Raw genomic sequence first — 23,225 nt, forward strand, 5'->3', positions numbered from 1 at the left:
GATGGCCCATCCAGAAACCTCGATCCCGCTGGCCTACAGTCTCACGCCCGCCGGTCCGGTCACAAACATCGCCGCCGCCGACCGCCTGCACGAAACCCTGATCCAAGCCGCCGACGCCGACGGCTGGCGCGATGCTCTGGGCGCCGCCTGGCCCGCCCTGGCGCCCGTCGCCGGCGCTTCGCCCTATCTCGCCGGTCTGATGCGGCGTCGCCCCGAACATCTGCGAAGCCTGCTGGAAGCCGACCCGGTCGAGGCGCTGGAACGGATCATTCGCGACACGGACACGCTGGACGCCGAGCCGGATGCGGTGCGCGCCCCGCTGCGGGTGCTGAAGGCCGACCTTCACCTGCTGACCGCCCTGGCCGATCTGGGCGGGGTGTGGGATCTGGATCAGGTCACCGACGCGCTGTCCCGGTTCGCCGACGCCTCTTGCCGGGCGGCCCTGCGCGCCGTCGCCGCCGAACAGAGGGCGCGCGGCCGGCTGATCTCGCCGCCCGGCGATCCGCGCGGCCCCATTCCCGGCCTGTTCGGCCTGGCCATGGGCAAACACGGCGCCAACGAACTGAACTATTCGTCCGACATCGACATCTCCCTCTTCTTCGAGCCGCGCCTTATGGGCCTGGCTCTGCGCGAGGGCGAGGAGATGCAGGACTTCGCCAATCGCGTCGGCAAGGGGATCGCCGGCCTGCTGACCGAGCGGACAGGCGACGGCTATGTCTTCCGTGTCGATCTGCGGCTGCGGCCCGATCCGTCCTCGACCCCGCCGGTCGTCGCCGGGCCGATGGCCTTGGCCTATTATGAGAGCGTCGGCCAGAACTGGGAGCGGGCGGCCTTCATCAAGGCGCGTCCAGTGCTGGGCGACATGCGCGCGGCGGGCCGGTTCCTGAAGGCCATGATCCCGTTCATTTGGCGCCGCAGCCTGGACTACGCGGCCGTGCTCGACATCCAGTCGATCAAGAAACAGATCCACGTCCACAAGACAGGCGAGGGGCTGCAGGCCGCCGGGGCCAATCTGAAGCTGGGACGCGGCGGCATCCGCGAGATCGAATTCTACGCCCAGACCCAGCAGCTGATCCTTGGCGGCCGCGATCAGGCTTTGCGCAAACAGCGCACGCTGGAGGCGTTGAAGGCCCTGGCCGACGCGCGCCATGTGCCCCAGGCGGTCTGCGAGGAACTGACCGCCGCCTATGTCGAGCTGCGCGGGCTGGAGCACCGCGTGCAGATGCTCGACGACGAGCAGACCCACCGCCTGCCCGAAGACGCCGAACGCCGCGCCGCCGTCGCCGCCTTGGTCGGTTCGGATGATCTGGCGGCCTTCGACGCCCGGGTCGAGGCCCTGCTGGCGCGGGTCAACGCCCGCTATGGCGAACTGTTCGAGGGCGGCGAAGATCTGGACTCCAGCTACGGCAGCCTGGTCTTCACCGGGGTCGAGAACGATCCCGAGACGCTGGAAACCCTGCGTCGCATGGGCTTTTCCGAGGCGCCGTCGGTCGCTGACACCATCCGCAGCTGGCACCACGGCCGCATCCCGGCGACGCGCACGGCGCGGGGGCGCGAACTGTTCACCCGCCTGGCGCCGCGCCTGCTGGAGGCCCTGGCCCGATCCGGTGCGCCTGACGAGGCGTTCCGCCGTTTCGCGGTCTTTTTCTCCGGCCTGGCGGCGGGCGTGCAGGTCCAGGCCCTGTTCCTGAACCAGCCCAAACTGTTCGAGATGGTGCTGGGCGTCATGGCCTTCGCACCGCGTCTCGCCCGGACGCTTGGCCGGCAACCGGCGGCGCTGGACGGGGTGCTGGACGCCCGCTTCCTGGTCGATCTGTCCGAAGAGACCGGCCTGACCGAACAGATGCTGCGTGAGGCCGGCGAGACGGAGGATTTCGAAGGGGCCATGAACGCCGTGCGCCGCCTGCATCGCGAACAGATGTTCCGCATCGGCATCCACGCCTTGACCGGTCGGGCGGGGGCAGAGGCGGCGGGCCGCGCCTACGCCGCCCTGGCCGACGCCGCCATGCGCACCCTGTCGCCCGCCGCCCTGGCCGAGACCGAACGGCTGGGCGGCGCCTTTCCCGGCGCGGTGGCGGTGGTCGCCTTGGGCAAGGCCGGTTCGCGCGAGATGACGGCCGGATCGGACCTCGATCTGATGACCTTGTACGAGGCGCCGCCCGAGGCGACCTCCGAGATCAAGGGCTGGACCGCCGACGTCTTCTACGCCCGCTTTACCCAGCGGCTGATTGCGGCCTTGTCGGCGCATACGGCGGAAGGCGGACTCTATGAGGTGGACATGCGCCTGCGCCCCACCGGCTCCAAGGGGCCGGTTTCGGTGCGGCTGAAGGCGTTCGACGCCTATTACGCCAAGGAGGCCGAGACCTGGGAGTTCATGGTCCTGACCCGCGCCCGCGTGGTCTGGGCCAGCGATCCCAAGTTCGGCGCCCAGGTTTCGGCCGCCATCGAGGCCGCCCTGCGTCGCGCGCGTCCCGGCGTCGATGTCGCCGCCGATGTCCGAAAGATGCGTAGCCTTATGGATCGCGAGCGTCGCCCGCACGGCTTCTGGGATCTGAAGCTGTCGCCGGGCGGACAGGTAGACGCCGAGTTCGCGGCCCAGTTCCGCCAGCTTCAGGCTGCCGCCATCGGCGAGCCCTTGACCCTGTCGACGCTGGAGGCGCTCCACGACGACCCGGTCCTGGCCGAGGCCTGGCGCGTGCAGCAGCGCCTGGCCCATCTTCTGGCCGCCGCCTTCGAGGGGCGGGTCGATCCGGAGGGCGAGCCCGGCGTCTTCCAGCTGCGCCTGGCCGAGGCCGCCGGCGCGCCGGACTTCGACACGCTGAAGATCGAGCTGACCGACCTGCGCGCGCGGGCGCGAAAGGCCTTCGAGCGGGCGGTTCCAGCAGGCCGCGACGGAGAATCCGCAACGCCGCGTTCAATCTCCTGACAGGGCAATGTCAAAGGGCGCCAAACGCGCCCGTGGAGATGATCGAGATGAGAAACACCTTTCTGACCGGCCTGGGCGTCATCGCTCTGGCCGCCGCCGCCGGCGCCGCGACCGCACAGGTTCCGCCGGCCCCCGCCGCTGGCGCCCCCGCTCCGCATCATGCGCGCGCGGATGCGAACCGCCAGATCACCCGCGCCGAGTTCGTCGATGCGCGCATCGCGCGTCTGACCGCGCTCGATACGAACCGCGACGGCGTGGTCAGCCCAGAAGAGCGCGCCGCCGCCATGCAGGCCCGTCGCGCCGGACGCGCGGGCGACCGGTTCGCCAAGCTGGACGCGAACGGCGACGGCTCCATCAGCCGCGCCGAGTTCGACGCCGGCCATGCCGCTCGCCCGGATCGCGCTCCGCGCGCGGAGCGCGCCGGTGATCGTGAGGGCCGTCGCGGCGGCGCGCATCACGCCATGCACGGACAAGGACGCGAACGCGGGCCGGTGGTGATCGCCGAAGCCTCCGCCAAGCTCGGCGAGCGGTTCGACAAGATGGACGCGGATCGTGACGGCGTGATCTCCGCCGACGAGCGCCGGGCGGTCATGTCCGCTCAGCGTGAGCAACGGCAGGAACGCCGCGCGGCCCGCCAGGCGCAACAACCCGCTTCCCCCGTCCCGGCTTCGGAGTAAGACGGTGTCGGGGTCGGCCGTCGTGAACGCACCGGTCCCTTTCGTCAGCAGCGGAAGAGGCAGGTTTGGTCGCGATCGTCGACCCCGACGAAGATCTGGTGCGACGCGTGGGGCAGGGCGACCCGGCGGCGGCGCAGACGCTCGTCTCGCGCAAGCTGCCGCGCATCCTGTCGCTGGCCCAGCGCATGCTGGGCGATGCGGTCGAGGCCGAGGACGTGGCCCAGGAGACGATGCTGAAGGCGTGGCGTCAGGCGCCAAAGTGGACGCCCGGCAAGGCCCGGTTCGACACCTGGCTGCACCGGGTCGCGCTGAACCTCTGTTACGATCGGCTGAGGCGTCGGCGCGAAATCCCGACCGACACGCCGCCGGATCGTCCCGACGAAGGCCCGGCGCCGGATCGCGGTCTGCTGGCGGCCGAGACGGGCGTGCGGGTCACGGCGGCCCTGAAACGTCTGCCGGACCGACAGCGCGAGGCCATCGTCCTGTGCCATTATCAGGAGCTGTCGAATATCGATGCGGCGGCCCTGATGGAGATCAGCGTCGAGGCGCTGGAGAGTTTGTTGTCGCGCGGTCGTCGCGCATTGCGTCTGGCCCTTTCGGACATCGGTCCGGGGTCGATTAGAGGAGACGGACGATGAAGGCGGAACGGTTGCACGAACTGGCGGACGCCTATGGCGCCGACCTGCGTCGGTGGCCCGCGTCCGAGCGCGCCTTCGCCGAAAGCCTGATCGCCGCCGATCCATCGCTGAAGGCGGTGCTGGATCAGGCGGCCGCGCTGGACGCTCTGCTCGACGCCGCGCCCAGACCTGTCCCGTCCGCCGCCCTGACCGCGCGCATCCTTGCGGCTGCGCCCCGGGCGAAAAGCCGTCTGGGTAAGGCGATCTGGTACCTCGGCGCCGGCTGGGCCGCCGCGGCCTGTGCGGGCGTGGTCGCCGGCGTGGGCTTGACCACCCATCTGACCGCCGACGCGCGCGCCGATGCGGTGCTTTACCAATCCTCGCTGACGAGCGTGGATGACACGGAACTGCTGGGATGACGTCCAAGAGCCTGAAGATCGCCTTGGCCGTCTCGGTGGCCCTGAACCTGTTCGCCGTGGCGGGCGGGGTCACCTATGTCGTCAATCGCGACCGGATCGAACGCCGGATCGAGGATCAACGCCGTCCGGGGCGCGAGGGACCGCTGGCCGAGGTGCTGGCCGATCTGGATCCGGCCGTGCGCCAGCGCGTGCGCACCTCTCTGCGAGAATCGGCCCTAGCGGCGCGTCCTGATTTCGAAGCGGCCCGCGCCGCCCGGCGCGAGGCCATCGACGTCGCCGGTCAACCGACCCTGGACGCGGCCCGGGTCGAAAGCTTGCTGGAGCAGTCCAGAGCCGCCGAGATGCGGGGCCGCACGCGCCTGGAAAACGGCGCGGTCGCCGTGCTGGCGACGCTGACGCCCGAGGAGCGCAAGGCCCTGGCCCCGATTCTTCAGCGTAAGGGCAACGCCCGTCGCGCCGTCGCGCACGGGCCGGATCACCGTCAGCCGGACGACCGCGCGCCCCGCTGACGGCGCTTCAGCGCTTAGCCTTTTCTGGACGCGCGGAAGGCGGCGACGGCGTTCACCGCCGAGCGCACCGACGCCTCGATGGCGGCCCAGTCGCCCGACTTCACGGCTTCATCGGTCACCAGTTTGGAGCCCATACCCGCCGCGACGATGCCCGCGCCGAACCATTTGGCGATCGACGCCTCGTCCGGATCGACGCCGCCGGTGGGCATGATCTTGACCCAGGGCATCGGGCCCTTGACCGCCTTGACGAAGTCCGGGCCGCCGACCGACGAGCCGGGGAACAGTTTGACGATATCGCAGCCCAGTTCGTGCGCCTCGCCGATGTCGGTCACCGAACCGCAGCCGGGGAAATAGGCGACCATGCGCCGATTGCAGACCTTGGCCACGTCGGGGATCAGGCAGGGGCTGACCACGAACCGCGCGCCCCGGTTCAGATAAAGCGAGGCTGTCCCCGCATCGACGACCGAGCCGATGCCCAGCACCACGTTTGGGTCGGTCTTGATCAGTTCGCGGTTGATCTCGCCGAACAGGTCGCAGGCGAAGTCGCCGCGATTGGTGAACTCGACCACCGGCGCCCCGCCGCGCGCGCAGGCGCGGATGACGTTCAGACTGACCTCGGCGTCGGGATGATAGAAGACCGGGCACACGCCCTGGGTCTGAAGCGCCTGAAGCACGCTGACGCGATCATGGGCCATGTCTGTCTCCTGATGGTCCCGATGGGAAGGATCGTGGGACCGTTCGGCCTTCTGCTTATCGCACGCTCGGGCTAGGCCAAAGCCTGTGCAGACTGCTTCGCCTTTAGGCGACGGAACATATTGTTTCATTCGATGGTCTTGATCGAGGTCAAGGCGCGACGGCGGCGAAAGGCCGAGGGTTTTGGTGCAAAAGGAGAACCCCATGACTCTGCTCGATCGCGAACGGCTCGTCACTCGCACAGGCGTGCGTCTGGAGGTGCGTGCGGCGCGCGCCGAGGATGAACGCGCTCTGGCCGCCTTCTTCGCCAAGGTGACGCCCGAGGATATGCGGTTCCGCTTTCTCTCCACCAAGGGCGCGCCCGGTCACGACCAACTTCTGGCCCTGCTCGAAAAGCCTTCGGGCGATGGCGAGAGCCTGATCGCCTGGGGCGAGGACGGCACCGTCACGGCGACCGCCGTTCTGGCCGGCGATGCGGCGGGCGAACGGGCGGAGGCCGCCATTCTGCTACGGGGCGACCTGAAAGGGCAGGGGATCGGCTGGACCTTGCTGGAAAGATTGGTTTCGGAAGCGCGGACCCGCGGCTATGCGGTCCTGGAATCGCTGGAGGATCGCGCCAACCACGCTGCCCTGCAGGTCGAGAACGATATGGGGTTCGATCTCGCGCCGGTCGAGGACGACCCCACCCTGGTCTGGGTCAGCAAACGGCTGCGCTAATCAGCGCCGTCAGGCGTTTCAGCGGCGGTCCCCATCGGTTAGAAGGCGTCCAAACTGCAGGAAAGCCACGGCCATGATGACCGCCATCTTCGTCTTCATCAAATGCGAGCTGGGCTACGCCAACGACGTGGCGGCCGATATCGTGGACAATGTCGAGAACGTATCGGAGGTCTATTCCACCTCGGGTCAGCACGACCTGCTGGCCAAGTTCAACCTGCCGCGCGACGCCGACATCGGCACCTTCGTGACGAAACAGGTCCAGACTCGCCCGCACGTGCGCGACACCTTCACCGTCATCACCTTCTCGCCCTTCCTGCCCTCGAAGGCTTAGGCTTTGCGGGGGCTGGCCTTGCGCTTGACCTCGTCCTTGCGCTCCTCGGCCTCGTCGTCGTCGCCGACCTTTTCCTCGACCGTGGCCGACAGGCGCTGGAAGACGCCAAGGCCCACCAGAACCAGCACCGCGGCGATCAGCAGGGCGGTGGGATAGAGCAACTGCGCCACGTCCTCGCGCGCCGTCTTGAACACCACCACCAGCGCTCCCAGAAACAGCGCGATGACGATGGTCGACAGGAACTTCGTCAGGCTGCGCCGGGCCTCGGCGGCGCTGCGACGCTCATTTCCGCGCCGCACCTCGTCCTCGAAGATATATTTGGCCACGTCGAAGACGGCGATGGCGACGATGACATAGCCCAGCACGTCCAGAACCGCGTCGGCGCCGGATTTGTCGGGCGAGCCGATGCCGTGCAGCGCATCCTTCACCCCGAACCCGATCAGGGCCATGGCCGCCAGCAACAGCAGAAGGCTGGCGAAGGCGAACACCGCCCGGGTCAGATAGGTCATGAAAATCCCTCCGCGAGGCCACAGCAACGCGCCAACCGCCAAGCTGTTGCCTGACGGGCAAAGGGTGACGCTGGCGCCGGGGACGGCTAAACGAGGGAGCATAGGGAGACATGATATGACGCGATCCAACGCGCCCGCCTACATGACCGGTTTCGGCAATCATTTCGCGACCGAGGCCGCGCCCGGCGCCCTGCCGGTGGGTCGCAACTCGCCGCAGAAGACGCCGATGGGCCTGTATGCCGAACAGCTGTCCGGCACGGCCTTCACCGCCCCGCGCGCCGAGAACCGTCGTAGCTGGCTCTATCGTCTGCGTCCCTCGGCCCAGCATGGGCCTTACACCCCCTTCGATCAGGGGCGGGTCCGCTCCGGTCCGTTCGACGAGACGCTGCCCAATCCCAACCGGATGCGTTGGGACCCGCTGCCGATGCCGCAGGCTGCGACCGATTGGGTCGAGGGGCTGACGACCTATGGCGGCAACGGCGAACCGGACGGCGGGGCCGGGTCGGCCATTCACCTGTATGTCGCCAACCGGTCGATGACCGACCGGGTCTTCTATGACGCCGACGGCGAACTGCTGATCGTGCCCCAGGAGGGGGCGCATCGCTTCGTCACCGAGTTCGGCGTGATCGAGGCCCAGCCGGGTCACATTGTCCTGATCCCGCGCGGCGTGCGGTTCCGCGTCGAGGTCGAGGGGGACGTGCGCGGCTATGTCTGCGAGAACTACGGCAGTCCGTTCCGCCTGCCGGATCTCGGCCCCATCGGCGCGAACGGCCTGGCCAATCCGCGCGACTTCGAGACGCCGGTTGCGGCCTATGAGGACGTGGATCGCCCGACTGAGTGCGTCCAGAAATACGGCGGTCGCCTGTGGGCCACGACCTTCGATCACAGCCCGCTGGACGTCGTCGCCTGGCACGGCAATCTGGCGCCCTGCCGCTATGACACGGCCCGGTTCAACACGATCAATACCGTCAGCTACGACCACCCCGATCCGTCGATCTTCACCGTCCTGACCAGCCCGTCGGAGACGCCGGGCACGGCCAATATCGACTTCGTCATCTTCCCGCCGCGCTGGATGGTGGCCGAGGACACCTTCCGCCCGCCGTGGTTCCATCGCAACGTGATGAGCGAGTTCATGGGTCTGGTGACGGGCGCCTATGACGCCAAGGCCGGCGGATTCGCGCCAGGCGGCGCATCGCTGCACAACCGCATGAGCGGCCACGGCCCCGATCAAGCCAGCTATGACGGCGCGATCAAGACTGAACTGAAGCCGCACAAGATCGAAAACACCCTTGCCTTCATGTTCGAGACGCGCATGCCGATCCGCGTCACGAAATGGGCGTCGGAATCACCGCAGATGCAGCTCGACTACGACGACGTCTGGTCAGGCTTCACCAAAGGACAGATCTCATGATCCGCATTTCCCTCATCGCCGGCGTCGCGCTTCTGGCCGCCGCCTGCGCGCCCCAGACCTCTGGCGCGGCGTCGGATGCGCCGATGCAGAGCGCCGACGCCGCGTCCTGCGCCACGCGCGGCGGCACGATGAAACAGGTCGGGCGGATGCAGTCCTGGCAGTGTGTCATCTCTTACGCCGACGCCGGCAAGCGTTGCACCGACGGCGATCAGTGCCAAGGCGACTGCCGCATCGAGGGCAACGGCGGCGTGGCGCCGGGGACGGCGACGACCGGCGTCTGCCAGGCGACCAGCGACCGCTTCGGCTGCAATACGACGGTCGAGGACGGCAAGGCCGGCCCGACCCTGTGCATCGACTGAGAACGCAGGCACGAAAAAGCCCCCGTCGTGAACGACGGGGGCTGATCCATCCGTAAACGGATTTAGTGGGTCGCCAGACCTTAGTGGGTCGAAGGCGTGTTGGCGGTGGTCATGCCGCCGTCGGCGTTTCCGGCTTTCTGCTCGACCATGTCGGCCTTGCGGTCCGCGTTTTGCTCGACCTGATCGGCCTTGTCGTTCAGGGCCTTTTCTTGCGCTTCGTTCGAAGTGGCGGCGGCCTGTGCTTCGAGCTGATCGGCGCGGGCTTCACCCGTCGCTTCGATGGCGTCGGCTTGCTTTTCAGCGGCCTTGTCGGCGGCGCTTTCACCGCAGGCGGCGACGCCGGCCAGCATGAAGACCGAAGCGGCGGCGATGGCGAACTTTTTCATGTGAGTTTCCTCTCCTAGATGGAAACACACAAACGCCACGGTGACGGTTCGGTTCACGCCGCCGTGAGATTTTCGTGATCGCTCGTCGCGTCAGCCCTCCGACTGGGCGAAGGCGACCCGCGCAGCGCCCAGCAGGGCGGCGTGTTTGTGCATGATCACCTTGGTCGGAATGTCTTGCATATACTCCTTGAACCGGCCCTTGCGCTCGAACCGCTGACGGAAGGGGCTGGCCTTGATGAAGGGCAGGATGCGCGGAACAATGCCGCCGGCGATATAGACGCCGCCGCGCGCGCCGGTGGTCAGGGCGATGTCGCCGGCGACCGCGCCCAGGATGGCGCAGAAGCGGGCCAGGGTCGCGCCACACGGGCTGTTCGGATCCGCCAGGGCCGTTGCAGTGATCTGAGCGGGATCGTCAATGTGGGTCTCGCGCCCGTCGATCTCGGCCAGGGCCCGGTGCATGTTCAGCAGGCCCGGACCGCAGATCAGACGCTCGATCGACACCCGGTCATAGCGGCGACGCAGAATGCGCAGGATTTCATCCTCAACCGGATCGCCGGGGGGGAAGCAGGCGTGCCCGCCCTCGGACGGCATGGCCATTTCCTTGCCGGCCGCATCGCGCACCAGGGCCGAGACCCCGAAACCGGTGCCGGGGCCGAGCACCGCGACGGTGCAGTGCGGATCGCCGTCGACTGGACCGCCTAGGCTTTCCAACTGGTCTTCCGGCACGACGGGCGCGCCCCAGGCCAGGGCCTCGAAGTCGTTGATCAGCTTGACGGGTTTCAGGCCCAGGGTCTGAAGCTCCGCCTCCGACACCTGCCAGGGCGAGTTGGTCAGGTCGATGGCGCCGTCCGTGACCGGACCGGCGACGGCGATCACGCCGCCCGTCGGCTTGACCTCGCAGCCGCCGATGAAGGCGGCGACGCCTTCCAGGAAGGTCGGATAGGTCTCGGCCGGGAAACTCTCGTGATGGTCCAGCACGGGTTTGCCGTCGACCATGCGGGCCACGGCAAAGCGGGCGTTCGTGCCGCCGACATCGCCGACGAGAAGGGTCTTGTCATTCATTGGGTCGTTTCCTGCGCTCGGTTCGGTGGATCAGGCGTCCACAGTCCGATCGACGAAGTTGGGATTGGGCGGGGTGTCGTCGTTGCCGCGCGAACCGGTCGGCAGGGCGAAACAGACCGTCGCCCCCTGTTCGGCCGTCGTGACCACATGGCGGAAGGCGCCGAACAGTTCACGGCCATAGCCCCAGGACGAACCCTCGGCGTTGGCGGCGGACCGGGCGGCCAGCGGACGAGCGGTCAGGTCGGGAACGCCGACGGTGGTCAGAACGCCAGCCTCGGCGTCCAGGCGTATGATGTCGCCGTCCTGAACATGGGCCAGCGGACCGCCGGCCAAGGCCTCCGGGCTGACGTGGATGGCGGCGGGCGTCTTGCCGCTGGCGCCCGACATGCGGCCGTCGGTGACGAAGGCGACCTTGAATCCCTTGTCCTGAATGACCGACAGGGCCGGCGACAGGCTGTGCAGTTCGGGCATCCCGTTCGCCTTGGGTCCTTGGAAGCGCAGAACAACGACCACGTCGCGGAACAGCTTGCCGTCTCGGAAGGCTTGCAGCGCGTCTTCCTGGGTCTCGAACACGGCGGCAGGCGCCTCAACGATGCGGTTCTCGGGTTTGACGGCGGAAATCTTGATGACCGCGCGACCCAGGTCGCCCTGAACCAGACGCAGGCCCCCCTCCTTGTCGAAGGGGTTCGAGGCTGGGCGCAGGATATCGAGATCCAGGCTCTCCGCGACCCCGTCGCGCCAGACCAGTTCGCCGTCCACCATCGACGGTTCCTGGAAATAGGCCTGGATGCCCTGACCCATGATGGTCGTAACGTCGGCGTGGATGTTGCCTGCCCGGGCCAGTTCACGCGCAATGAAGGCGACGCCGCCGGCGGCCTGGAAGGCGTTCACATCCGCCGAGCCGTTGGGATAGACCCGCGCCAACAGCGGCGTGACCGACGACAGCTCGTCCATGTCGGTCCAGTCGATCAGCACGCCCGCCGCCCGCGCCATGGCGACCAGGTGGATGGCGTGATTGGTGGAGCCGCCGGTGGCCAGCAGGGCCACGATCATGTTGACGATGGACTTCTCGTCGATGACGTCGGCCATGCGGCACTCGCCGCTGCGCGCCAGTTCGACCGCCCGTTTGGCCGCCGCCGCGGTCAGGGCGTCGCGCAGACCGGTGTCGGGATGGACAAAGGCGGTGGAGGGCATGTGCAGTCCGCCCAACTCCATCATCATCTGGTTGGAGTTGGCGGTGCCGTAGAAGGTGCAGGTGCCGGGCGAGTGATAGCTGCCGATCTCGCTTTCCAGCAGGGTCTGACGATCGACCTTGTTCTGCGCATATTCGGCCCGGACCCTGGCCTTCTCCGCATTCGGAATGCCCGATGGCATCGGACCGGCCGGGGCGAAGACGACGGGCAGGTGGCCGAAGGCCAGGGCGCCCATGAACAGGCCAGGAACGATCTTGTCGCACACGCCCAGCATCAGGCCGGCGTCGAAGGCGTCGTGCGTCAGGGCGATGCCCGCCGACATGGCGATCAGGTCGCGGCTGAACAGCGACAGCTCCATGCCGGGACGACCCTGGGTGACGCCATCGCACATGGCGGGGGTGCCGCCGGCGACCTGGGCCGTGGCGCCGACCTCGCGCACGGCCTTGCGCACCACGTCGGGGAAGCGCTCGAACGGCTGGTGGGCCGACAGCATGTCGTTATAGGCGGTGACGATGCCTAGATTGGGCTTGGACCCGTCCATCGCCGTCAGCTTGTCGGCGATCGTCTGGCCCGCGAAGGCGTGGGCCCAGTTGGCGCAGGACAGTTTGGCGCGGCCGGCGCCGCTGTCGCGCGCCGCGTCCATGCGACGGATGTAGTCGGCGCGGGTCTCGCGGCTTTTCTCGACAATGCGGGCGGTGACCGCGGCGACCGTAGGATGCAACTTGGATTCGGGGGCCATATCAGCCTTCCTCCGTCCACAGAACTTCAAGGGGAACGCCGGCAGCGATCAAAGCGGCGATGGGCTGGGTCTTGGGATCGCCTTGGTACTGTTCTTCGAAGACGAGACGCTTGGCGGCGCCCTTCAGGCCCAGGATCACCCGGCCCGCAGACATCAGATAGGGCAGGTTGATCGACAGCCGTTCGAGCGTCGGCGCCATGCCATCGCGCCCATGCGGCACGCCCAGAACGGTCGGCTTCAGCGTCGGGGTCAGCAGCGTCTTCAGCGTCGGGCTTTCGGGGAACATGGAGCAGATATGGCCATCCTCGCCCATGCCCAGAAGCACCGCATCGAACCGCCCGCCGGCATCGCCAAGGGCCTTGGCCGCCACGATGGCCGCACGGTCCACGGTGACCTCGGGCGTATAGAGCGGGATGAAGCGTGCGGCGGCCGCCTTGTCCTGAAGAAGCACGTCGCGGATCAGCCGGGCGTTCGATTCCGGCGAGGTTTCAGGCACATAACGCTCGTCCACCAGGGTCACGGCGATTTTCGACCAGTCCAGATCGGTCGCCGCCAAGCGGCGGTAGACGGGCGCTGGCGTCGAACCGCCGGGACCGGCGAACAGGGCCCGGCCATGGTCGCGGACGGCCGCGCCAAGAGTTTCGGCCAGACGCGCGGCGATGGCTTCGGCCCAGGTCTCGACGGAGTTGAAGGCTTCGATGGCGGGGGTCTCAGACATCGGTGGTGTTCCAGTCGCGGCCGGTGCGGGCCATCAGCATGTCGGCGCTTTCGGGACCCCAGGTTCCGGCGACGTAGTCGTCGGGCTTCAAGCCGGATTCGGCCCAGGCCTCGGACACCTCGTCCACCCATTTCCAGGCCTGCTCAGCCTCGTCGCGTCGCACGAACAGGGTCGAGTCTCCGGCCATCGCGTCCAGCAGCAGCCGCTCATAGGCGATGCGGCGGCGCGGCGGGGCGGCGGACTTGCCGTCCACCCCCCACGACAGGCTCATCTTGATCGGCTGCAACTGCATGCGCTGATCCAGGCCGGGGCGCTTGTTCATCACCGTCAGAGAGATGTCTTCCTCGGGCTGCAGCTCGATGATCATCCGGTTGGCCTGAACCTCGCCACGGTCGTCCCTGTCGAAGATCGAATGCGGCACCGGCTTGAACTGGATGACGATCTCGGTGCGCTTCTCGGGCAGGCGCTTGCCGGTCCGCATGAAGAAGGGCACGCCCGCCCAGCGCCAGTTGTCGATGTCGGCGCGCACGGCGACGAAGGTTTCGGTGTCGGACGGCTGGCCGCGCTCCTCGTCATAGCCCTTGGCCGGCTTGCCCTCCGAGACGCCCGCCACATACTGACCCCGTACGGTCACGCGCTCGACCTCGTCCACCGTGACGGGCCGCAGCGACCGCAGCACCTTGACCTTCTCGTTGCGCACCGAGTCGGGGTCCAGGTCGCTCGGCGGCTCCATCGCCACCAGACACAGCAGCTGCAGCATGTGGTTCTGCAGCATGTCGCGCAGGGCGCCGTATTCGTCATAGTAGGGCCAGCGATCGCCGACCCCCACCGTCTCGCCGATCGTGATCTGCACGTGGTCGATAGACAGGTTGTTCCACAGCGGCTCGAAGATCGTGTTGCCGAACCGCAGAGCGATCAGGTTCTGGACTGTCTCCTTCCCCAAATAGTGGTCGATGCGGAAGACCTGGTTCTCGCTGAAGGCGTGGGCCACGGCGTCGTCGATTTCGAGGAAGGACTTCAGATCGCGCCCGACCGGCTTTTCCAGCACGATGCGGCAGTTCTTTTCGGCCAGACCCGCCGCCTTCATCGCCGTGACGATGCGGGCATAGAGCGAGGGGGATACGGCCAGGAAGGAGGTGATCTCGCTGTCGCCGACCTTGTCCTTCAGCGGCTTCAGGCTTTCGGGCGAGGTGGCGTCGACCGCCAGATAGTCCAGGCGGGCCTTCATCCGCGACCAGCTGGCTTCGTCCCAGACCTTGTCGGCTTCGGCTCGCGCCTTCACCGCCTCATGCACCTTGGCGATATAGTCGTCGGCGCTCTCTTCAGAACGCGCGGCGCCGATGATCTTCAGCCCTTCAGGCAGCAGGCCGTCGTGTTCGAGAAAATAGAGCGACGGCAGAAGCATGCGCATCGCCAGATCGCCGCCGCCGCCAAACAGAATGAGAGCCGCCATGTCTTGTCCCTCGATGATCCCATTTGTCGGGACGCACGCCTTTACGGTCTAGCCGCTGTCTTTGGCCGCTTCCGCTCGCGAGGCCAACACGTCCAGCACGTCCTGAAACACCATGTTACGGGCATGGAGAAGAACGAGCAGGTGATAGATCAAATCCGCAGCCTCGCTGGCGAGTTCCTCGTCCGGGCCGGCGACGCCGGCCAGAGCGGTCTCCACGCCCTCCTCGCCGACCTTCTGGGCGATGCGTTTGGGCCCCTGTGCGATCAGTCGGGCGGTCCAGCTTTCGGACGGATCGGCGGCGGCCCGTTCGGCGATGGTCCGTTCCAGCCGGGCGATCCGACCCAGGCCCGGCGCGTCGGCCTCTGCGAAACAGCTCGTCCGGTTCAGGTGGCAAGCGTTTCCGACCGGCCTGACGCCCAACACGATGGCGTCGGCGTCGCAGTCGGCCGTGATGGAAACGACGTGAAGCCGGTCGCCCGAGGTCTCGCCCTTTCTCCACCGCCCTCCGCGCGAGCGCGAGAAGAAGGTGGCCTCGCCGGATGCGATCGTCTCGTCCAGCGCCGCGCGATCCATATAGGCCAGGGTCAGGACCTGCAGCGTGGCGGCGTCCTGCACCACGACGGGGACCAATCCGGCGCCCTTGGCAAAGTCGATGGTGTTCGGGTCGATCATGGTCGTTGTTCCTGATCCTCCACCGCGAAGCGGGGGAGGGGGACCGCGCGCAGCGCGGTGGAGGGGGCGAAATCGGGCTGGATGTCGCACGTCTGGCGATGGAGCGCGGGTCCGCCCCCTCCACCGCTTCGCGGTCCCCCTCCCCCGTTTCGCTGCGCTTCTCGGGGGAGGATCATATGCGCATCTCCAACCCTTGCTGCGCCAGATAGGTCTTCAGGTCCGGAATGGCGATGGCGCCAGTGTGGAAGACGCTGGCGGCCAGGGCGCCGGAGACGTCGGCCTGCTCGAACACAGCCTTGAAATGCTCGGGCGCGCCGGCGCCGCCCGAGGCGATCAGGGGAATGGCCAGACGTGCCCGCGCGGCGGACAGTTGCTCGATGTCATAGCCGCGCCGAACCCCGTCCTGATCGATGCAGTTCAGCACGATCTCGCCGGCGCCCAGGCTCTGCGCCTCGTCCAGCCAGTCCAGGGTGCGTTTGCCGGCATGACGGCGTGCATCGGGGTCGCCGGTATATTTGTGGACCACCCAGTCGCCGTCCTCAAACCGGCTGTCGACGCCGACGACAACGCATTGGCTGCCCAGCCGCGCCGCCATGTCGGCGATTAGTTCGGGCCGTTCCAGAGCCGGGGAGTTGATCGAGACCTTGTCCGCTCCGTGGTCCAGACAGCGCGCCGCCTGATCCACGCTGCGAATGCCGCCGGCGACGCAGAAAGGAATGTCCAGCAGTCGGGCGATGTCCTTGATCCAGCCGTAGTCCAGCGTCCGCCCTTCGGGACTGGCGGTGATGTCGTAGAAGACCAGTTCGTCGGCGCCCGCATCGCGATAGCGTGCGGCCAGCTCGGCCGCATCGCCCATGTCAGTGTGACCGACGAATTTCACGCCCTTGACCACCCGGCCGTCCTTCACGTCCAGGCAGGGGATGATCCGCCGGGCGGTCATATCGTACGGGCCGCTGCGATCGCCTCGGGCAGGGTGAAGCAGTTCTCGTAAAGCGCGCGTCCGACGATGGCACCGTGACAGCCCAGCGCCTTGACCGCCGCGATGTCGTCCAGCGAGGAAACGCCGCCCGAGGCCTGCAACACCAGATCCGGCCGACGGCTGCGGATCTCGGCTAGCAGGTCCAGGTTCGGCCCGGTCAGGGCGCCGTCACGACCGACATCGGTCACCAGCAGGTGTTTGGCCGTCCCCTTGGGATACCGATCCAGCGCCTCCCAAAGCGTCATGCCCGAGGACTGGGTCCAGCCCTTCAGCGCCGGGACCGGCACGCCGCCCTCGATCTTGACGTCCAGGGCCAGGGTGATGCGCTCGACGCCGAAGGTGTCCAACCAGTTGGCCACCGCCTCAGGCTGGGTCACCGCCAGCGATCCGACCACGACGCGCGACACGCCGGCGTCCAGCAGCTTTTTCACATCGTCGGCGCTGCGCACGCCGCCGCCGGACTGAACCTTGACGTCGATGGCCTGGGTCAGCTCACCGATCAAAGCATGCTGACGCGCCTCGCCCGCCTCGGCTCCGTCCAGATCGACGATGTGAATCCACTCCGCGCCCTCGGCCGCGAAGGTCGTCAGGCGGGCGGCCGGCTGCTGGTCGTAATGCGTCACCTGGGCGAAGTCGCCGTGCATGAGGCGCACACAGACGCCGTCCTTCAGGTCGATGGCGGGGTAGATCAGCATGACAGGCCCAGGAAGTTCTTGAGGATGGTCGCCCCGGCCTCGGCCGAGCGTTCGGGGTGGAACTGGCAGCCCCAGCGGTTGGCCGATCGAACCACAGCCGGGACGACGCCGCCATAGTCGGCGCGCGCCAGGGTCGCCGGTCCGTCGCGACAGACGAAGCCGTGGACGAAATAGGCATAGGCGCCGTCGGCAACGCCCTCCAGCAAGGGGTCGTCGCGGTCGCGCGTCAACCGGCTCCAGCCCATGTGCGGCACCGGCAGATCGCCCGCAGGCTTCAGCCGGGTCACCGCGCCGGGAATGAGACCCAGCAGATCGACGCCGTCGCCCTCGTCGCTCGATCCGAACAGCAGTTGCTGACCCAGGCAGACACCCAGCAGGGGGCGTGGGAAGGCGCGGATCGCCGCGATCAGACCCAGGTCCGACAGGCGCTTCATGGCGTATCCGGCCGCGCCGACGCCGGGCAGAATGACCCGTTCAGCCTCGGCGATCACGGTCGGATCGTCGGTCAGGCGCACGGTCGCGCCGAGCCGCTCCAGTGCGAACTGGACCGAGGCGACATTGCCGGCGCCGTAGGCGATGACGGCGACCTCGGTCACAGAACACCTTTGGTGGACGGCACGGCGTCGCCCTCGACGCGGATGGCCTGGCGCAGGGCGCGGCCGAAGGCCTTGTAGACGGCTTCGGTCTTGTGGTGGTCGTCCTGGCCCGTGACCTTGATGTGGACGGCCGCGCCCATGGCCTCGGCCAGCGACCGGAAGACGTGGGCGGTCAGGTCGGTGCGGTAGTCGCCGATGAAGGGCGTCTCGAACGCCCCCTCGAACAGTGGATAGGGGCGGCCGGACAGGTCGATGGAGACCGTCGCATTGGCCTCGTCCATCGGCAGGACGAAGCCGTAGCGGGCGATGCCCTTGCGCTCGCCCAGCGCCTGTTTCAACGCTTGCCCCAGGGCGATGGCGCTGTCCTCGATCGTGTGGTGCGGATCGGTGTGCAGGTCGCCTTCGCATTGCAGACGCAGCGAGAAGCCGCCGTGGGCCGCGATCTGCTCCAACATGTGATCGAAGAAGCCGACGCCGGTCTCGATCTTCACCGGACCGGGCGCATCCAGATCGACGGCGCAGACGATGCGGGTTTCCTTGGTGTCGCGCACCGCCTGACCAACGCGCGCCGGGCGGCGCTTGGCGGGCGTCAGGCCGAAGGCGGCGAGCAGCCGGTCGTTGACCTCGGACTTGATCGAGATCGGCAGGCGCAGACGCTCGCCGGACAGATCGGCCTCGACGCCGTAAGCCTTAAGCCCTGCCAGAGCGGCGGCAGGCTCCTCGGGGCGGGCCATGATGATGGGACCGACGCCCGGTTCGACGGGCATCTGGCGACCCAGTTCGCGCACGACCCGTTCGCGCTCGCGCCGGACCGAGGCGATCCGCTCGGCGGTCTCGATCATCCGCGACGGATCGAGCGCCTGCATCGCCAGCCGCACCAGCGGTTCGGGCAGGGCGTAGGGTTCCAGCACCGACGCCAGACGCGCCAGGGTCTGGGCTTGGGCGATCGCCGCGCCGACCCGGGCGCCGGCTAAGCCATAGGCCAGGGACAGGCTGCGCAACACAATCAGGTTCGGCTGATCGGCGACGACGGTCACGGCCGAGACGCTGTCGGAGAACTCGATCAGTCCTTCGTCCACCACCAGCAGGGCGGGGGCGACGCGGGCAGCCATTTCGCCGACGGCTTCGGGCGAGCCCAGGGCGCGGATGACGACGATATTTTTCTCTGGGGCCGTTTCGCCCTTGGCCGGATAGATGGCGGCGAGACTGTCATAGGGTTCGGCCTTCGGGGCCTCGACCGATCCCCCGTCGCGAGCGGCGAGGCGCCAGGCCAGTTCCAGCCCGTGGGTCAGGCCGCGCACCGGCAGCACCTGTTCGGCAGGCACGCCATAGACGGCGGCCATGCGTGCGGCGAGGGCGGAGGCGTCGCCGGGATAGCGATCCAGACCTTCGCCGCCGGAAACCAGCGGCGGATAAGGAGCGGACACGGTCATCCTTCGGCCCTCAGATCGGCGGCGCGGGCGTGGGCTTCCAGCCCCTCCATCCGGGCCAGACGGGCGGCGATAGGGGCAAGCTGACGGGCCCCGGCCTCGGTCACCAACTGGACCGACATGGTGGTCATGAAGCTGGCGGTGGTGACGCCGCCCAGGGTGCGAGCGCCGCCGTCGGTCGGCAGGACGTGGCTGGGACCGGCGGCATAATCCCCCAGCGTCTCGGCGGCGAACCGGCCGACGAACACGGCCCCGGCGGCCTTGATCGAATCGACCAGCGGCTCGGGATCGTCGATCTGGATCGCCAGGTGTTCGGGGCCATAGAGGTTGGCGACTTCTGCGGCCGCGTCGAGGTCGCGCACCAGGATGGCGCGGGCCTCGTTCAGAGAGGCGCGGGCGATGGCTTCGCGGGGCAGGGTTGCGACCTGAACCTCCACCTCGCTCAGGATGTAGTCGATGGTGGCGCGGCTGGTGGAGACCAGCAGAACCTGCGCATCCGCATCGTGCTCGGCCTGGCTGAGCAGGTCGGCGGCGGCGATCTCGGGCGCGGCGTCGCGATCGACGATGACCATCAACTCCGACGGGCCGGCCGGCATGTCGACGGCGGGACCGCCTGGCAGGGCGGAGGCCTGCTTCTTGGCCTCGGCCACATAGGCGTTGCCGGGTCCGAACAGCTTGTCACAGGCCGGAATGACCCCGTCTTCCAGTTCGACGCCGAAGGTCAGGGCGGCGATGGCCTGGGCGCCGCCCATCAGCCAGATGGCGTCCAGTTCCGCCTCTGCGGCGGCCAGGATCATGGCGGGGTGGATGCCGCCCTCCTTGTTCGGCGGCGTGACGGCGACGCGCTGGCCCACGCCCGCGACGCCGGCCGGAATGGCCAGCATCAGCAGCGAAGAAAACAGCGGCGCGGTGCCGCCCGGAATATAGAGGCCGGCCGAGGCGATGGGGCGCCAGGCCAGTTTGGACCGCACGCCAGGCGTCGTCTCGACGAAGGGTGTGTCCTCGGGCCGGGTCGCCTGGTGGAAAACGCGCACATTGTCGGACGCCATGCGCAGGGCGCGCACGTCGCCGGGCGGCAGGGCGTTGCGCGCATCGGCGACGGCCTCGGGCGTGATGGCGATGCGACGGGGCGGCGCCTTGTCCAGCTTCAGGCACCAGTCGGTCACGGCCGCGCCGCCGCGCTGGCGCACGTCGTCCAGGATGGTGCGCACGACCTCGGTCACGTCGCCGGCGGTGCGTTGGGCGGGGCGGGCCAGGGCGGCCGTCTTGCCGGCCGCGTCGAGGGAAGACCAGTCGATGCGCTTCATCACATCATCTTCTCGATCGGCAGGACCAGGATGGCCGAGGCGCCGGCGGCCTTCAGCTTTTCGAGCGTCTCCCAGAAAACGGCTTCCTGGCAGACGGCGTGGACGGCGACCGCGTCGTCGCGACCCATCAGGGGCATGACCGTGGGCGAGCCGGCGCCGGGCAGGATGGCGGTGATCTCGTCCAGGGCCGAGCGCGGGGCGTTCAGCATGACGTATTTGGCGCCTTGCGAGGACACGACGCCCGCCATCCGCTCGATGACGCTGTCCAACAGCTGCTGCAAGGCGGGTTCAGGCGCGACGGGCGATTGAATCAGCACCGCCTGGCTTTCCAGAACCGTATCCTTGGCCCCCAGGCCGTTGGCCTCCAGCGTCGCGCCGGTCGAGACCAGGTCGCAGATGGCGGCGGCCAGTTTCAGCCGGGGCGCGACCTCGACGGCCCCGCGCATGACCACGATGTCGGCCTTGACCCCGCGTTCGTCGAGGAAGCGGCGCAGGATCTTGGGATAGGAGGTGGCGATGCGCAGACCGTCCAGCGAGGCCGGACCGTCGTAGGCCAGCGTCGGAGGCGTGGCGATCTTCAGCGTGCAGCGACCGAAGCCCAGCGGCATGACGATCGAGGCGTTCGGCCCGCCGTTGCGGCCTTCCTCCAGCACGTTCTCGCCGACGATGCCCAGGTCGCAAACGCCGTCCGCCACGAAGGTCGGGATGTCGTCGTCGCGGACGCGCAGCAGGTCGATCGGATAGTTCTCGACCCGGTACAGCAGGTCGTTGTGACCCTTGACCCATTTAAGGCCCGCGTCGCGGATCAGGTCGAGGCTGCGGTCGGCCAGACGGCCGGATTTCTGGACGGCGATGCGAAGCCGGCCCTGCACGGTGCTCATATTCGGATACTCAGTTCTTGTTCTTCAGGCGGTCCAGGGCGAGGCGATAGCCCTGATGCGGCATGTCTTTCAGATAGCGGGCGACGCGAACGACTGTGGTGGGGCTGGCATGGGCCTCTGCGGCGATCTCGCGATAGGATTTGCCGCCGGCGTCGAGCAGGCGCGCGACCTGCCAGCGCTCGGAGAAGGCGCGTAGTTCCGCAGGCGTGCAAAGATCGGCCAGAAAGGCGTCGATCTCGGCGCGCGTCTGCATCGACAACAGGGCGTCATGCAGGTCGTCACGGGCGGGCGGGGTCGTCATGCGCGTTCCACTATGATGTAACGGTGGAACAGTCAAGGGGCGTTCGTTTCCTCCCTGCGAAGCGGGGAGGGGGACCGCGCGAAGCGTGGTGGAGGGGTTCTTGAAGTCCCACAGATGCTTGTGATGCGGTGAAGAACCCCTCCGTCACGGCGCGAAGGCGCGCCGCGCCACCTCCCCGCTTCGCAGGGAGGAGACAGATCGTGCGTGGCGCACTATCTGCGTCTTTATGACCAAGGTTCTCATCATCGGCGCGGGACACGCTGGCGGCTCCATCGCGGCTTTCCTGCGGCAGTATGGGCATGAAGGCCCCATCGTGCTGGCGGGCGAGGAGGATGCGCCGCCGTATCAGCGGCCGCCGCTGTCCAAGGCTTGGCTCAAAGGGGAGGCGGATCTGGAGGCGCTGCTGCTGCGGCCTCTGAGTTTCTACGCCGAGCAGAACATCGACTTCCGACCCTCGACGATCGCCGTGTCGGTGGATCCGGCAGCGAAGACGGTAGCCTTCCACGACGGGTCGTCCGAGACCTACGACATTCTTGTGCTGGCGACCGGATCGACGGCGCGTAAGCTGCCGGTTCCGGGCGGGGACCATCCCGATCTGCTGGAACTGCGCACGATGAAGGACGCCGAGCGACTGAAGGCGGTGCTCGGGCCCGGCAAGCGTCTGGCGGTGGTCGGCGGCGGATATGTGGGGCTGGAGGCGGCGGCGTCGGCGCGGGCCCTGGGCGGCGAGGCGGTGGTGATCGAGCGCGCGCCGCGCGTGCTGGCGCGGGTGGCGTCCGAGACCTTGTCGATCTTCTTCACGGCGCAGCACCGGGCGCACGGCGTCGAAATCCTGACCGACGCTGAGGTGGCCGCCGTGGCCCGCGACGGCGTGAGCCTGGCCGACGGATCGGTGGTGTCGGCGGATGCGGTGTTGGTGGGGGTCGGCGCCCTGGCTTGCGACGCCCTGGCGCGATCGGCCGGCCTGACCTGCGACGACGGCTTGGTGGTGGACGCCGAGGCGCGCACCAGCGACCCGGCGATCTTCGCCATCGGCGACATGACCCGACGACCCATTCCGGTCCACGGCGGCGTGCATCATCGGCTGGAAAGCGTGCCCAACGCCCTGGAGCAGGCCAAACAGGCGGCCGCGGCCATCGTCGGACGGGCCGGACCCCCGCCAGAAGTGCCGTGGTTCTGGTCTGACCAGTATGACGTCAAACTTCAGATCGCCGGCCTGCCGTTCGACGCCGACCGACAGGTGGTGCGTGGCGACCCGACGGCGTCGGGCTTTGCCGTCTTCCATCTGAACGGCGACCGCATCGTCTGCGTCGAGGCCGTCAACGCTCCGCCCGAGTTCATGGCCGGTAAACAGTTGATCGCCAAGGCGACGCCTGTGGACGTGGACAAGCTGGCCGATCCGGCGGTGTCGATGAAGGCGGTGGCAGCGGACTAGTTTGTCTCCTCCCCACTTGTGGGGAGGAGGACCGCGCAGCGGTGGAGGGGTTCTTGAAGTCCCACAGGCGCAAGTGATGCAGTGAAGAACCCCTCCGTCACGGCGCAAGATGCGCCGCGCCACCTCCCCGCTCCGCGGGGAGGAGACAACGTCGCCGCAGTGCAACAAAACTGTTGCGCTTTACGTTCGTGACCGTTCAAGCTGCGACTT

Annotated in this window: 25 protein-coding genes; 10 read left to right on the top strand and 15 right to left on the bottom strand. The window is 68.1% G+C overall.

All coding sequences use genetic code 11. From position 1 onward, the window contains the following. The first annotated feature begins 1 nt into the window (after position 1). The 5 genes from JX001_RS05450 to JX001_RS05470 all read left to right on the top strand — a co-directional run bounded on the left by JX001_RS05450 (position 2) and on the right by JX001_RS05470 (position 5,148). Positions 2–2,926, top strand: coding sequence for a bifunctional [glutamine synthetase] adenylyltransferase/[glutamine synthetase]-adenylyl-L-tyrosine phosphorylase (locus JX001_RS05450; RefSeq protein WP_205682617.1), 2,925 nt, complete (start codon positions 2–4; stop codon positions 2,924–2,926). A gap of 47 nt (positions 2,927–2,973) precedes the next feature. Further along, on the top strand, positions 2,974–3,603 hold the full coding sequence (locus JX001_RS05455; protein ID WP_205682618.1) for an EF-hand domain-containing protein: 630 nt from the start codon (positions 2,974–2,976) through the stop codon (positions 3,601–3,603). A gap of 65 nt (positions 3,604–3,668) precedes the next feature. After that, positions 3,669–4,241 (top strand): RNA polymerase sigma factor, encoded by a 573-nt coding sequence (locus JX001_RS05460; RefSeq protein WP_055752815.1) that lies wholly within the window; start codon positions 3,669–3,671, stop codon positions 4,239–4,241. Beyond that, positions 4,238–4,639, top strand: coding sequence for a hypothetical protein (locus JX001_RS05465; RefSeq protein WP_205682619.1), 402 nt, complete (start codon positions 4,238–4,240; stop codon positions 4,637–4,639). The genes JX001_RS05460 and JX001_RS05465 overlap by 4 nt, the downstream gene beginning before the upstream one ends. Continuing rightward, positions 4,636–5,148 carry a periplasmic heavy metal sensor gene (locus tag JX001_RS05470; protein WP_205682620.1) on the top strand — a complete coding sequence of 171 codons (513 nt, stop codon included), beginning with the start codon at positions 4,636–4,638 and terminating at the stop codon, positions 5,146–5,148. Before JX001_RS05465 ends, JX001_RS05470 begins: the two co-directional genes overlap by 4 nt. 14 nt (positions 5,149–5,162) lie before the next feature. Here the strand turns inward: JX001_RS05470 and JX001_RS05475 are convergent, their stop codons facing one another. Beyond that, on the bottom strand, positions 5,163–5,843 hold the full coding sequence (locus JX001_RS05475; RefSeq protein WP_205682621.1) for a bifunctional 4-hydroxy-2-oxoglutarate aldolase/2-dehydro-3-deoxy-phosphogluconate aldolase: 681 nt from the start codon (positions 5,841–5,843) through the stop codon (positions 5,163–5,165). Positions 5,844–6,045: 202 nt separating this feature from the next. Here JX001_RS05475 and JX001_RS05480 point away from each other — a divergent pair, with 202 nt between their 5' ends. Together JX001_RS05480 and JX001_RS05485 are read left to right on the top strand one after the other, a co-directional pair. Continuing rightward, the gene (locus JX001_RS05480) at positions 6,046–6,558 is read left to right on the top strand and encodes a GNAT family N-acetyltransferase (protein ID WP_205682622.1); all 513 of its coding nucleotides are present in this window, start codon (positions 6,046–6,048) and stop codon (positions 6,556–6,558) included. A gap of 73 nt (positions 6,559–6,631) precedes the next feature. Beyond that, positions 6,632–6,889: an Lrp/AsnC ligand binding domain-containing protein gene (locus tag JX001_RS05485; protein ID WP_205682623.1), complete on the top strand. Its 258-nt coding sequence runs from the start codon at positions 6,632–6,634 to the stop codon at positions 6,887–6,889. On the opposite strand, the gene JX001_RS05490 is transcribed toward JX001_RS05485, so the two are convergent. Continuing rightward, positions 6,886–7,398: a GNAT family acetyltransferase gene (locus JX001_RS05490; protein ID WP_205682624.1), complete on the bottom strand. Its 513-nt coding sequence runs from the start codon at positions 7,396–7,398 to the stop codon at positions 6,886–6,888. The two genes, JX001_RS05485 and JX001_RS05490, sit on opposite strands and share 4 nt — an antisense overlap. Before the next feature lie 115 nt (positions 7,399–7,513). Between JX001_RS05490 and hmgA the strand changes: the two genes are divergently transcribed. Continuing rightward, positions 7,514–8,809, top strand: a complete 1,296-nt coding sequence (hmgA, locus tag JX001_RS05495) for a homogentisate 1,2-dioxygenase (RefSeq protein ID WP_205682625.1) — start codon at positions 7,514–7,516, stop codon at positions 8,807–8,809. After that, the gene (locus tag JX001_RS05500; RefSeq protein WP_205682626.1) at positions 8,806–9,168 is read left to right on the top strand and encodes a hypothetical protein; all 363 of its coding nucleotides are present in this window, start codon (positions 8,806–8,808) and stop codon (positions 9,166–9,168) included. The genes hmgA and JX001_RS05500 overlap by 4 nt, the downstream gene beginning before the upstream one ends. A gap of 80 nt (positions 9,169–9,248) precedes the next feature. Here the strand turns inward: JX001_RS05500 and JX001_RS05505 are convergent, their stop codons facing one another. From JX001_RS05505 to JX001_RS05565, 13 genes are all read right to left on the bottom strand, one after another. Continuing rightward, positions 9,249–9,554, bottom strand: coding sequence for a hypothetical protein (locus JX001_RS05505; protein ID WP_017504395.1), 306 nt, complete (start codon positions 9,552–9,554; stop codon positions 9,249–9,251). A gap of 90 nt (positions 9,555–9,644) precedes the next feature. Further along, a complete protein-coding gene (gene glk / locus JX001_RS05510) occupies positions 9,645–10,616 on the bottom strand; it encodes a glucokinase (protein ID WP_205682627.1) in 972 nt (323 codons plus the stop codon). A gap of 30 nt (positions 10,617–10,646) precedes the next feature. Continuing rightward, positions 10,647–12,548, bottom strand: a complete 1,902-nt coding sequence (gene edd / locus JX001_RS05515; RefSeq protein WP_205682628.1) for a phosphogluconate dehydratase — start codon at positions 12,546–12,548, stop codon at positions 10,647–10,649. Between the two features lies 1 nt (position 12,549). Continuing rightward, a complete protein-coding gene (pgl, locus tag JX001_RS05520; RefSeq protein ID WP_205682629.1) occupies positions 12,550–13,266 on the bottom strand; it encodes a 6-phosphogluconolactonase in 717 nt (238 codons plus the stop codon). Then, the gene (zwf, locus tag JX001_RS05525) at positions 13,259–14,719 is read right to left on the bottom strand and encodes a glucose-6-phosphate dehydrogenase (RefSeq protein WP_205682630.1); all 1,461 of its coding nucleotides are present in this window, start codon (positions 14,717–14,719) and stop codon (positions 13,259–13,261) included. Before zwf ends, pgl begins: the two co-directional genes overlap by 8 nt. Positions 14,720–14,767: 48 nt before the next feature. Then, entirely contained in the window at positions 14,768–15,391 is a 624-nt protein-coding gene (gene hisIE, locus JX001_RS05530) for a bifunctional phosphoribosyl-AMP cyclohydrolase/phosphoribosyl-ATP diphosphatase HisIE (protein WP_205682631.1), read from the bottom strand. 172 nt (positions 15,392–15,563) lie between these two features. Further along, a complete protein-coding gene (hisF, locus tag JX001_RS05535) occupies positions 15,564–16,331 on the bottom strand; it encodes an imidazole glycerol phosphate synthase subunit HisF (protein ID WP_205682632.1) in 768 nt (255 codons plus the stop codon). Continuing rightward, the gene (gene hisA, locus JX001_RS05540; RefSeq protein ID WP_205682633.1) at positions 16,328–17,065 is read right to left on the bottom strand and encodes a 1-(5-phosphoribosyl)-5-[(5-phosphoribosylamino)methylideneamino]imidazole-4-carboxamide isomerase; all 738 of its coding nucleotides are present in this window, start codon (positions 17,063–17,065) and stop codon (positions 16,328–16,330) included. Before hisA ends, hisF begins: the two co-directional genes overlap by 4 nt. After that, on the bottom strand, positions 17,059–17,661 hold the full coding sequence (hisH, locus tag JX001_RS05545; protein WP_205682634.1) for an imidazole glycerol phosphate synthase subunit HisH: 603 nt from the start codon (positions 17,659–17,661) through the stop codon (positions 17,059–17,061). The genes hisA and hisH overlap by 7 nt, the downstream gene beginning before the upstream one ends. Continuing rightward, complete coding sequence (gene hisB / locus JX001_RS05550) at positions 17,658–19,094, bottom strand: imidazoleglycerol-phosphate dehydratase HisB (protein ID WP_205682635.1); 1,437 nt, start codon at positions 19,092–19,094, stop codon at positions 17,658–17,660. Before hisB ends, hisH begins: the two co-directional genes overlap by 4 nt. After that, complete coding sequence (gene hisD / locus JX001_RS05555) at positions 19,091–20,398, bottom strand: histidinol dehydrogenase (RefSeq protein WP_205682636.1); 1,308 nt, start codon at positions 20,396–20,398, stop codon at positions 19,091–19,093. Before hisD ends, hisB begins: the two co-directional genes overlap by 4 nt. Beyond that, entirely contained in the window at positions 20,398–21,279 is an 882-nt protein-coding gene (hisG, locus tag JX001_RS05560) for an ATP phosphoribosyltransferase (protein ID WP_055752833.1), read from the bottom strand. The genes hisD and hisG overlap by 1 nt, the downstream gene beginning before the upstream one ends. A 10-nt stretch (positions 21,280–21,289) precedes the next feature. After that, positions 21,290–21,580: a YerC/YecD family TrpR-related protein gene (locus tag JX001_RS05565; protein WP_017504407.1), complete on the bottom strand. Its 291-nt coding sequence runs from the start codon at positions 21,578–21,580 to the stop codon at positions 21,290–21,292. A 226-nt stretch (positions 21,581–21,806) separates the two neighbouring features. On the opposite strand from JX001_RS05565, the gene JX001_RS05570 reads away from it, so the two are divergent. After that, entirely contained in the window at positions 21,807–23,015 is a 1,209-nt protein-coding gene (locus tag JX001_RS05570; protein WP_205682637.1) for an NAD(P)/FAD-dependent oxidoreductase, read from the top strand. Positions 23,016–23,225: the final 210 nt, after the last annotated feature.

The organism is Brevundimonas fontaquae (assembly GCF_017086445.1).
GTDB lineage: Bacteria > Pseudomonadota > Alphaproteobacteria > Caulobacterales > Caulobacteraceae > Brevundimonas > Brevundimonas fontaquae.

Coding starts and splice junctions, on each gene's coding strand:
- JX001_RS05450 (WP_205682617.1), top strand. CDS start 2: ATGGCCCATCCAGAAACCTCGATCCCGCTGGCCTACAGTCTCACGCCC.
- JX001_RS05455 (WP_205682618.1), top strand. CDS start 2,974: ATGAGAAACACCTTTCTGACCGGCCTGGGCGTCATCGCTCTGGCCGCC.
- JX001_RS05465 (WP_205682619.1), top strand. CDS start 4,238: ATGAAGGCGGAACGGTTGCACGAACTGGCGGACGCCTATGGCGCCGAC.
- JX001_RS05470 (WP_205682620.1), top strand. CDS start 4,636: ATGACGTCCAAGAGCCTGAAGATCGCCTTGGCCGTCTCGGTGGCCCTG.
- JX001_RS05475 (WP_205682621.1), bottom strand. CDS start 5,843: ATGGCCCATGATCGCGTCAGCGTGCTTCAGGCGCTTCAGACCCAGGGC.
- JX001_RS05480 (WP_205682622.1), top strand. CDS start 6,046: ATGACTCTGCTCGATCGCGAACGGCTCGTCACTCGCACAGGCGTGCGT.
- JX001_RS05485 (WP_205682623.1), top strand. CDS start 6,632: ATGATGACCGCCATCTTCGTCTTCATCAAATGCGAGCTGGGCTACGCC.
- JX001_RS05490 (WP_205682624.1), bottom strand. CDS start 7,398: ATGACCTATCTGACCCGGGCGGTGTTCGCCTTCGCCAGCCTTCTGCTG.
- hmgA (WP_205682625.1), top strand. CDS start 7,514: ATGACGCGATCCAACGCGCCCGCCTACATGACCGGTTTCGGCAATCAT.
- JX001_RS05500 (WP_205682626.1), top strand. CDS start 8,806: ATGATCCGCATTTCCCTCATCGCCGGCGTCGCGCTTCTGGCCGCCGCC.
- JX001_RS05505 (WP_017504395.1), bottom strand. CDS start 9,554: ATGAAAAAGTTCGCCATCGCCGCCGCTTCGGTCTTCATGCTGGCCGGC.
- glk (WP_205682627.1), bottom strand. CDS start 10,616: ATGAATGACAAGACCCTTCTCGTCGGCGATGTCGGCGGCACGAACGCC.
- edd (WP_205682628.1), bottom strand. CDS start 12,548: ATGGCCCCCGAATCCAAGTTGCATCCTACGGTCGCCGCGGTCACCGCC.
- pgl (WP_205682629.1), bottom strand. CDS start 13,266: ATGTCTGAGACCCCCGCCATCGAAGCCTTCAACTCCGTCGAGACCTGG.
- zwf (WP_205682630.1), bottom strand. CDS start 14,719: ATGGCGGCTCTCATTCTGTTTGGCGGCGGCGGCGATCTGGCGATGCGC.
- hisIE (WP_205682631.1), bottom strand. CDS start 15,391: ATGATCGACCCGAACACCATCGACTTTGCCAAGGGCGCCGGATTGGTC.
- hisF (WP_205682632.1), bottom strand. CDS start 16,331: ATGACCGCCCGGCGGATCATCCCCTGCCTGGACGTGAAGGACGGCCGG.
- hisA (WP_205682633.1), bottom strand. CDS start 17,065: ATGCTGATCTACCCCGCCATCGACCTGAAGGACGGCGTCTGTGTGCGC.
- hisB (WP_205682635.1), bottom strand. CDS start 19,094: ATGACCGTGTCCGCTCCTTATCCGCCGCTGGTTTCCGGCGGCGAAGGT.
- hisD (WP_205682636.1), bottom strand. CDS start 20,398: ATGAAGCGCATCGACTGGTCTTCCCTCGACGCGGCCGGCAAGACGGCC.
- hisG (WP_055752833.1), bottom strand. CDS start 21,279: ATGAGCACCGTGCAGGGCCGGCTTCGCATCGCCGTCCAGAAATCCGGC.
- JX001_RS05565 (WP_017504407.1), bottom strand. CDS start 21,580: ATGACGACCCCGCCCGCCCGTGACGACCTGCATGACGCCCTGTTGTCG.
- JX001_RS05570 (WP_205682637.1), top strand. CDS start 21,807: ATGACCAAGGTTCTCATCATCGGCGCGGGACACGCTGGCGGCTCCATC.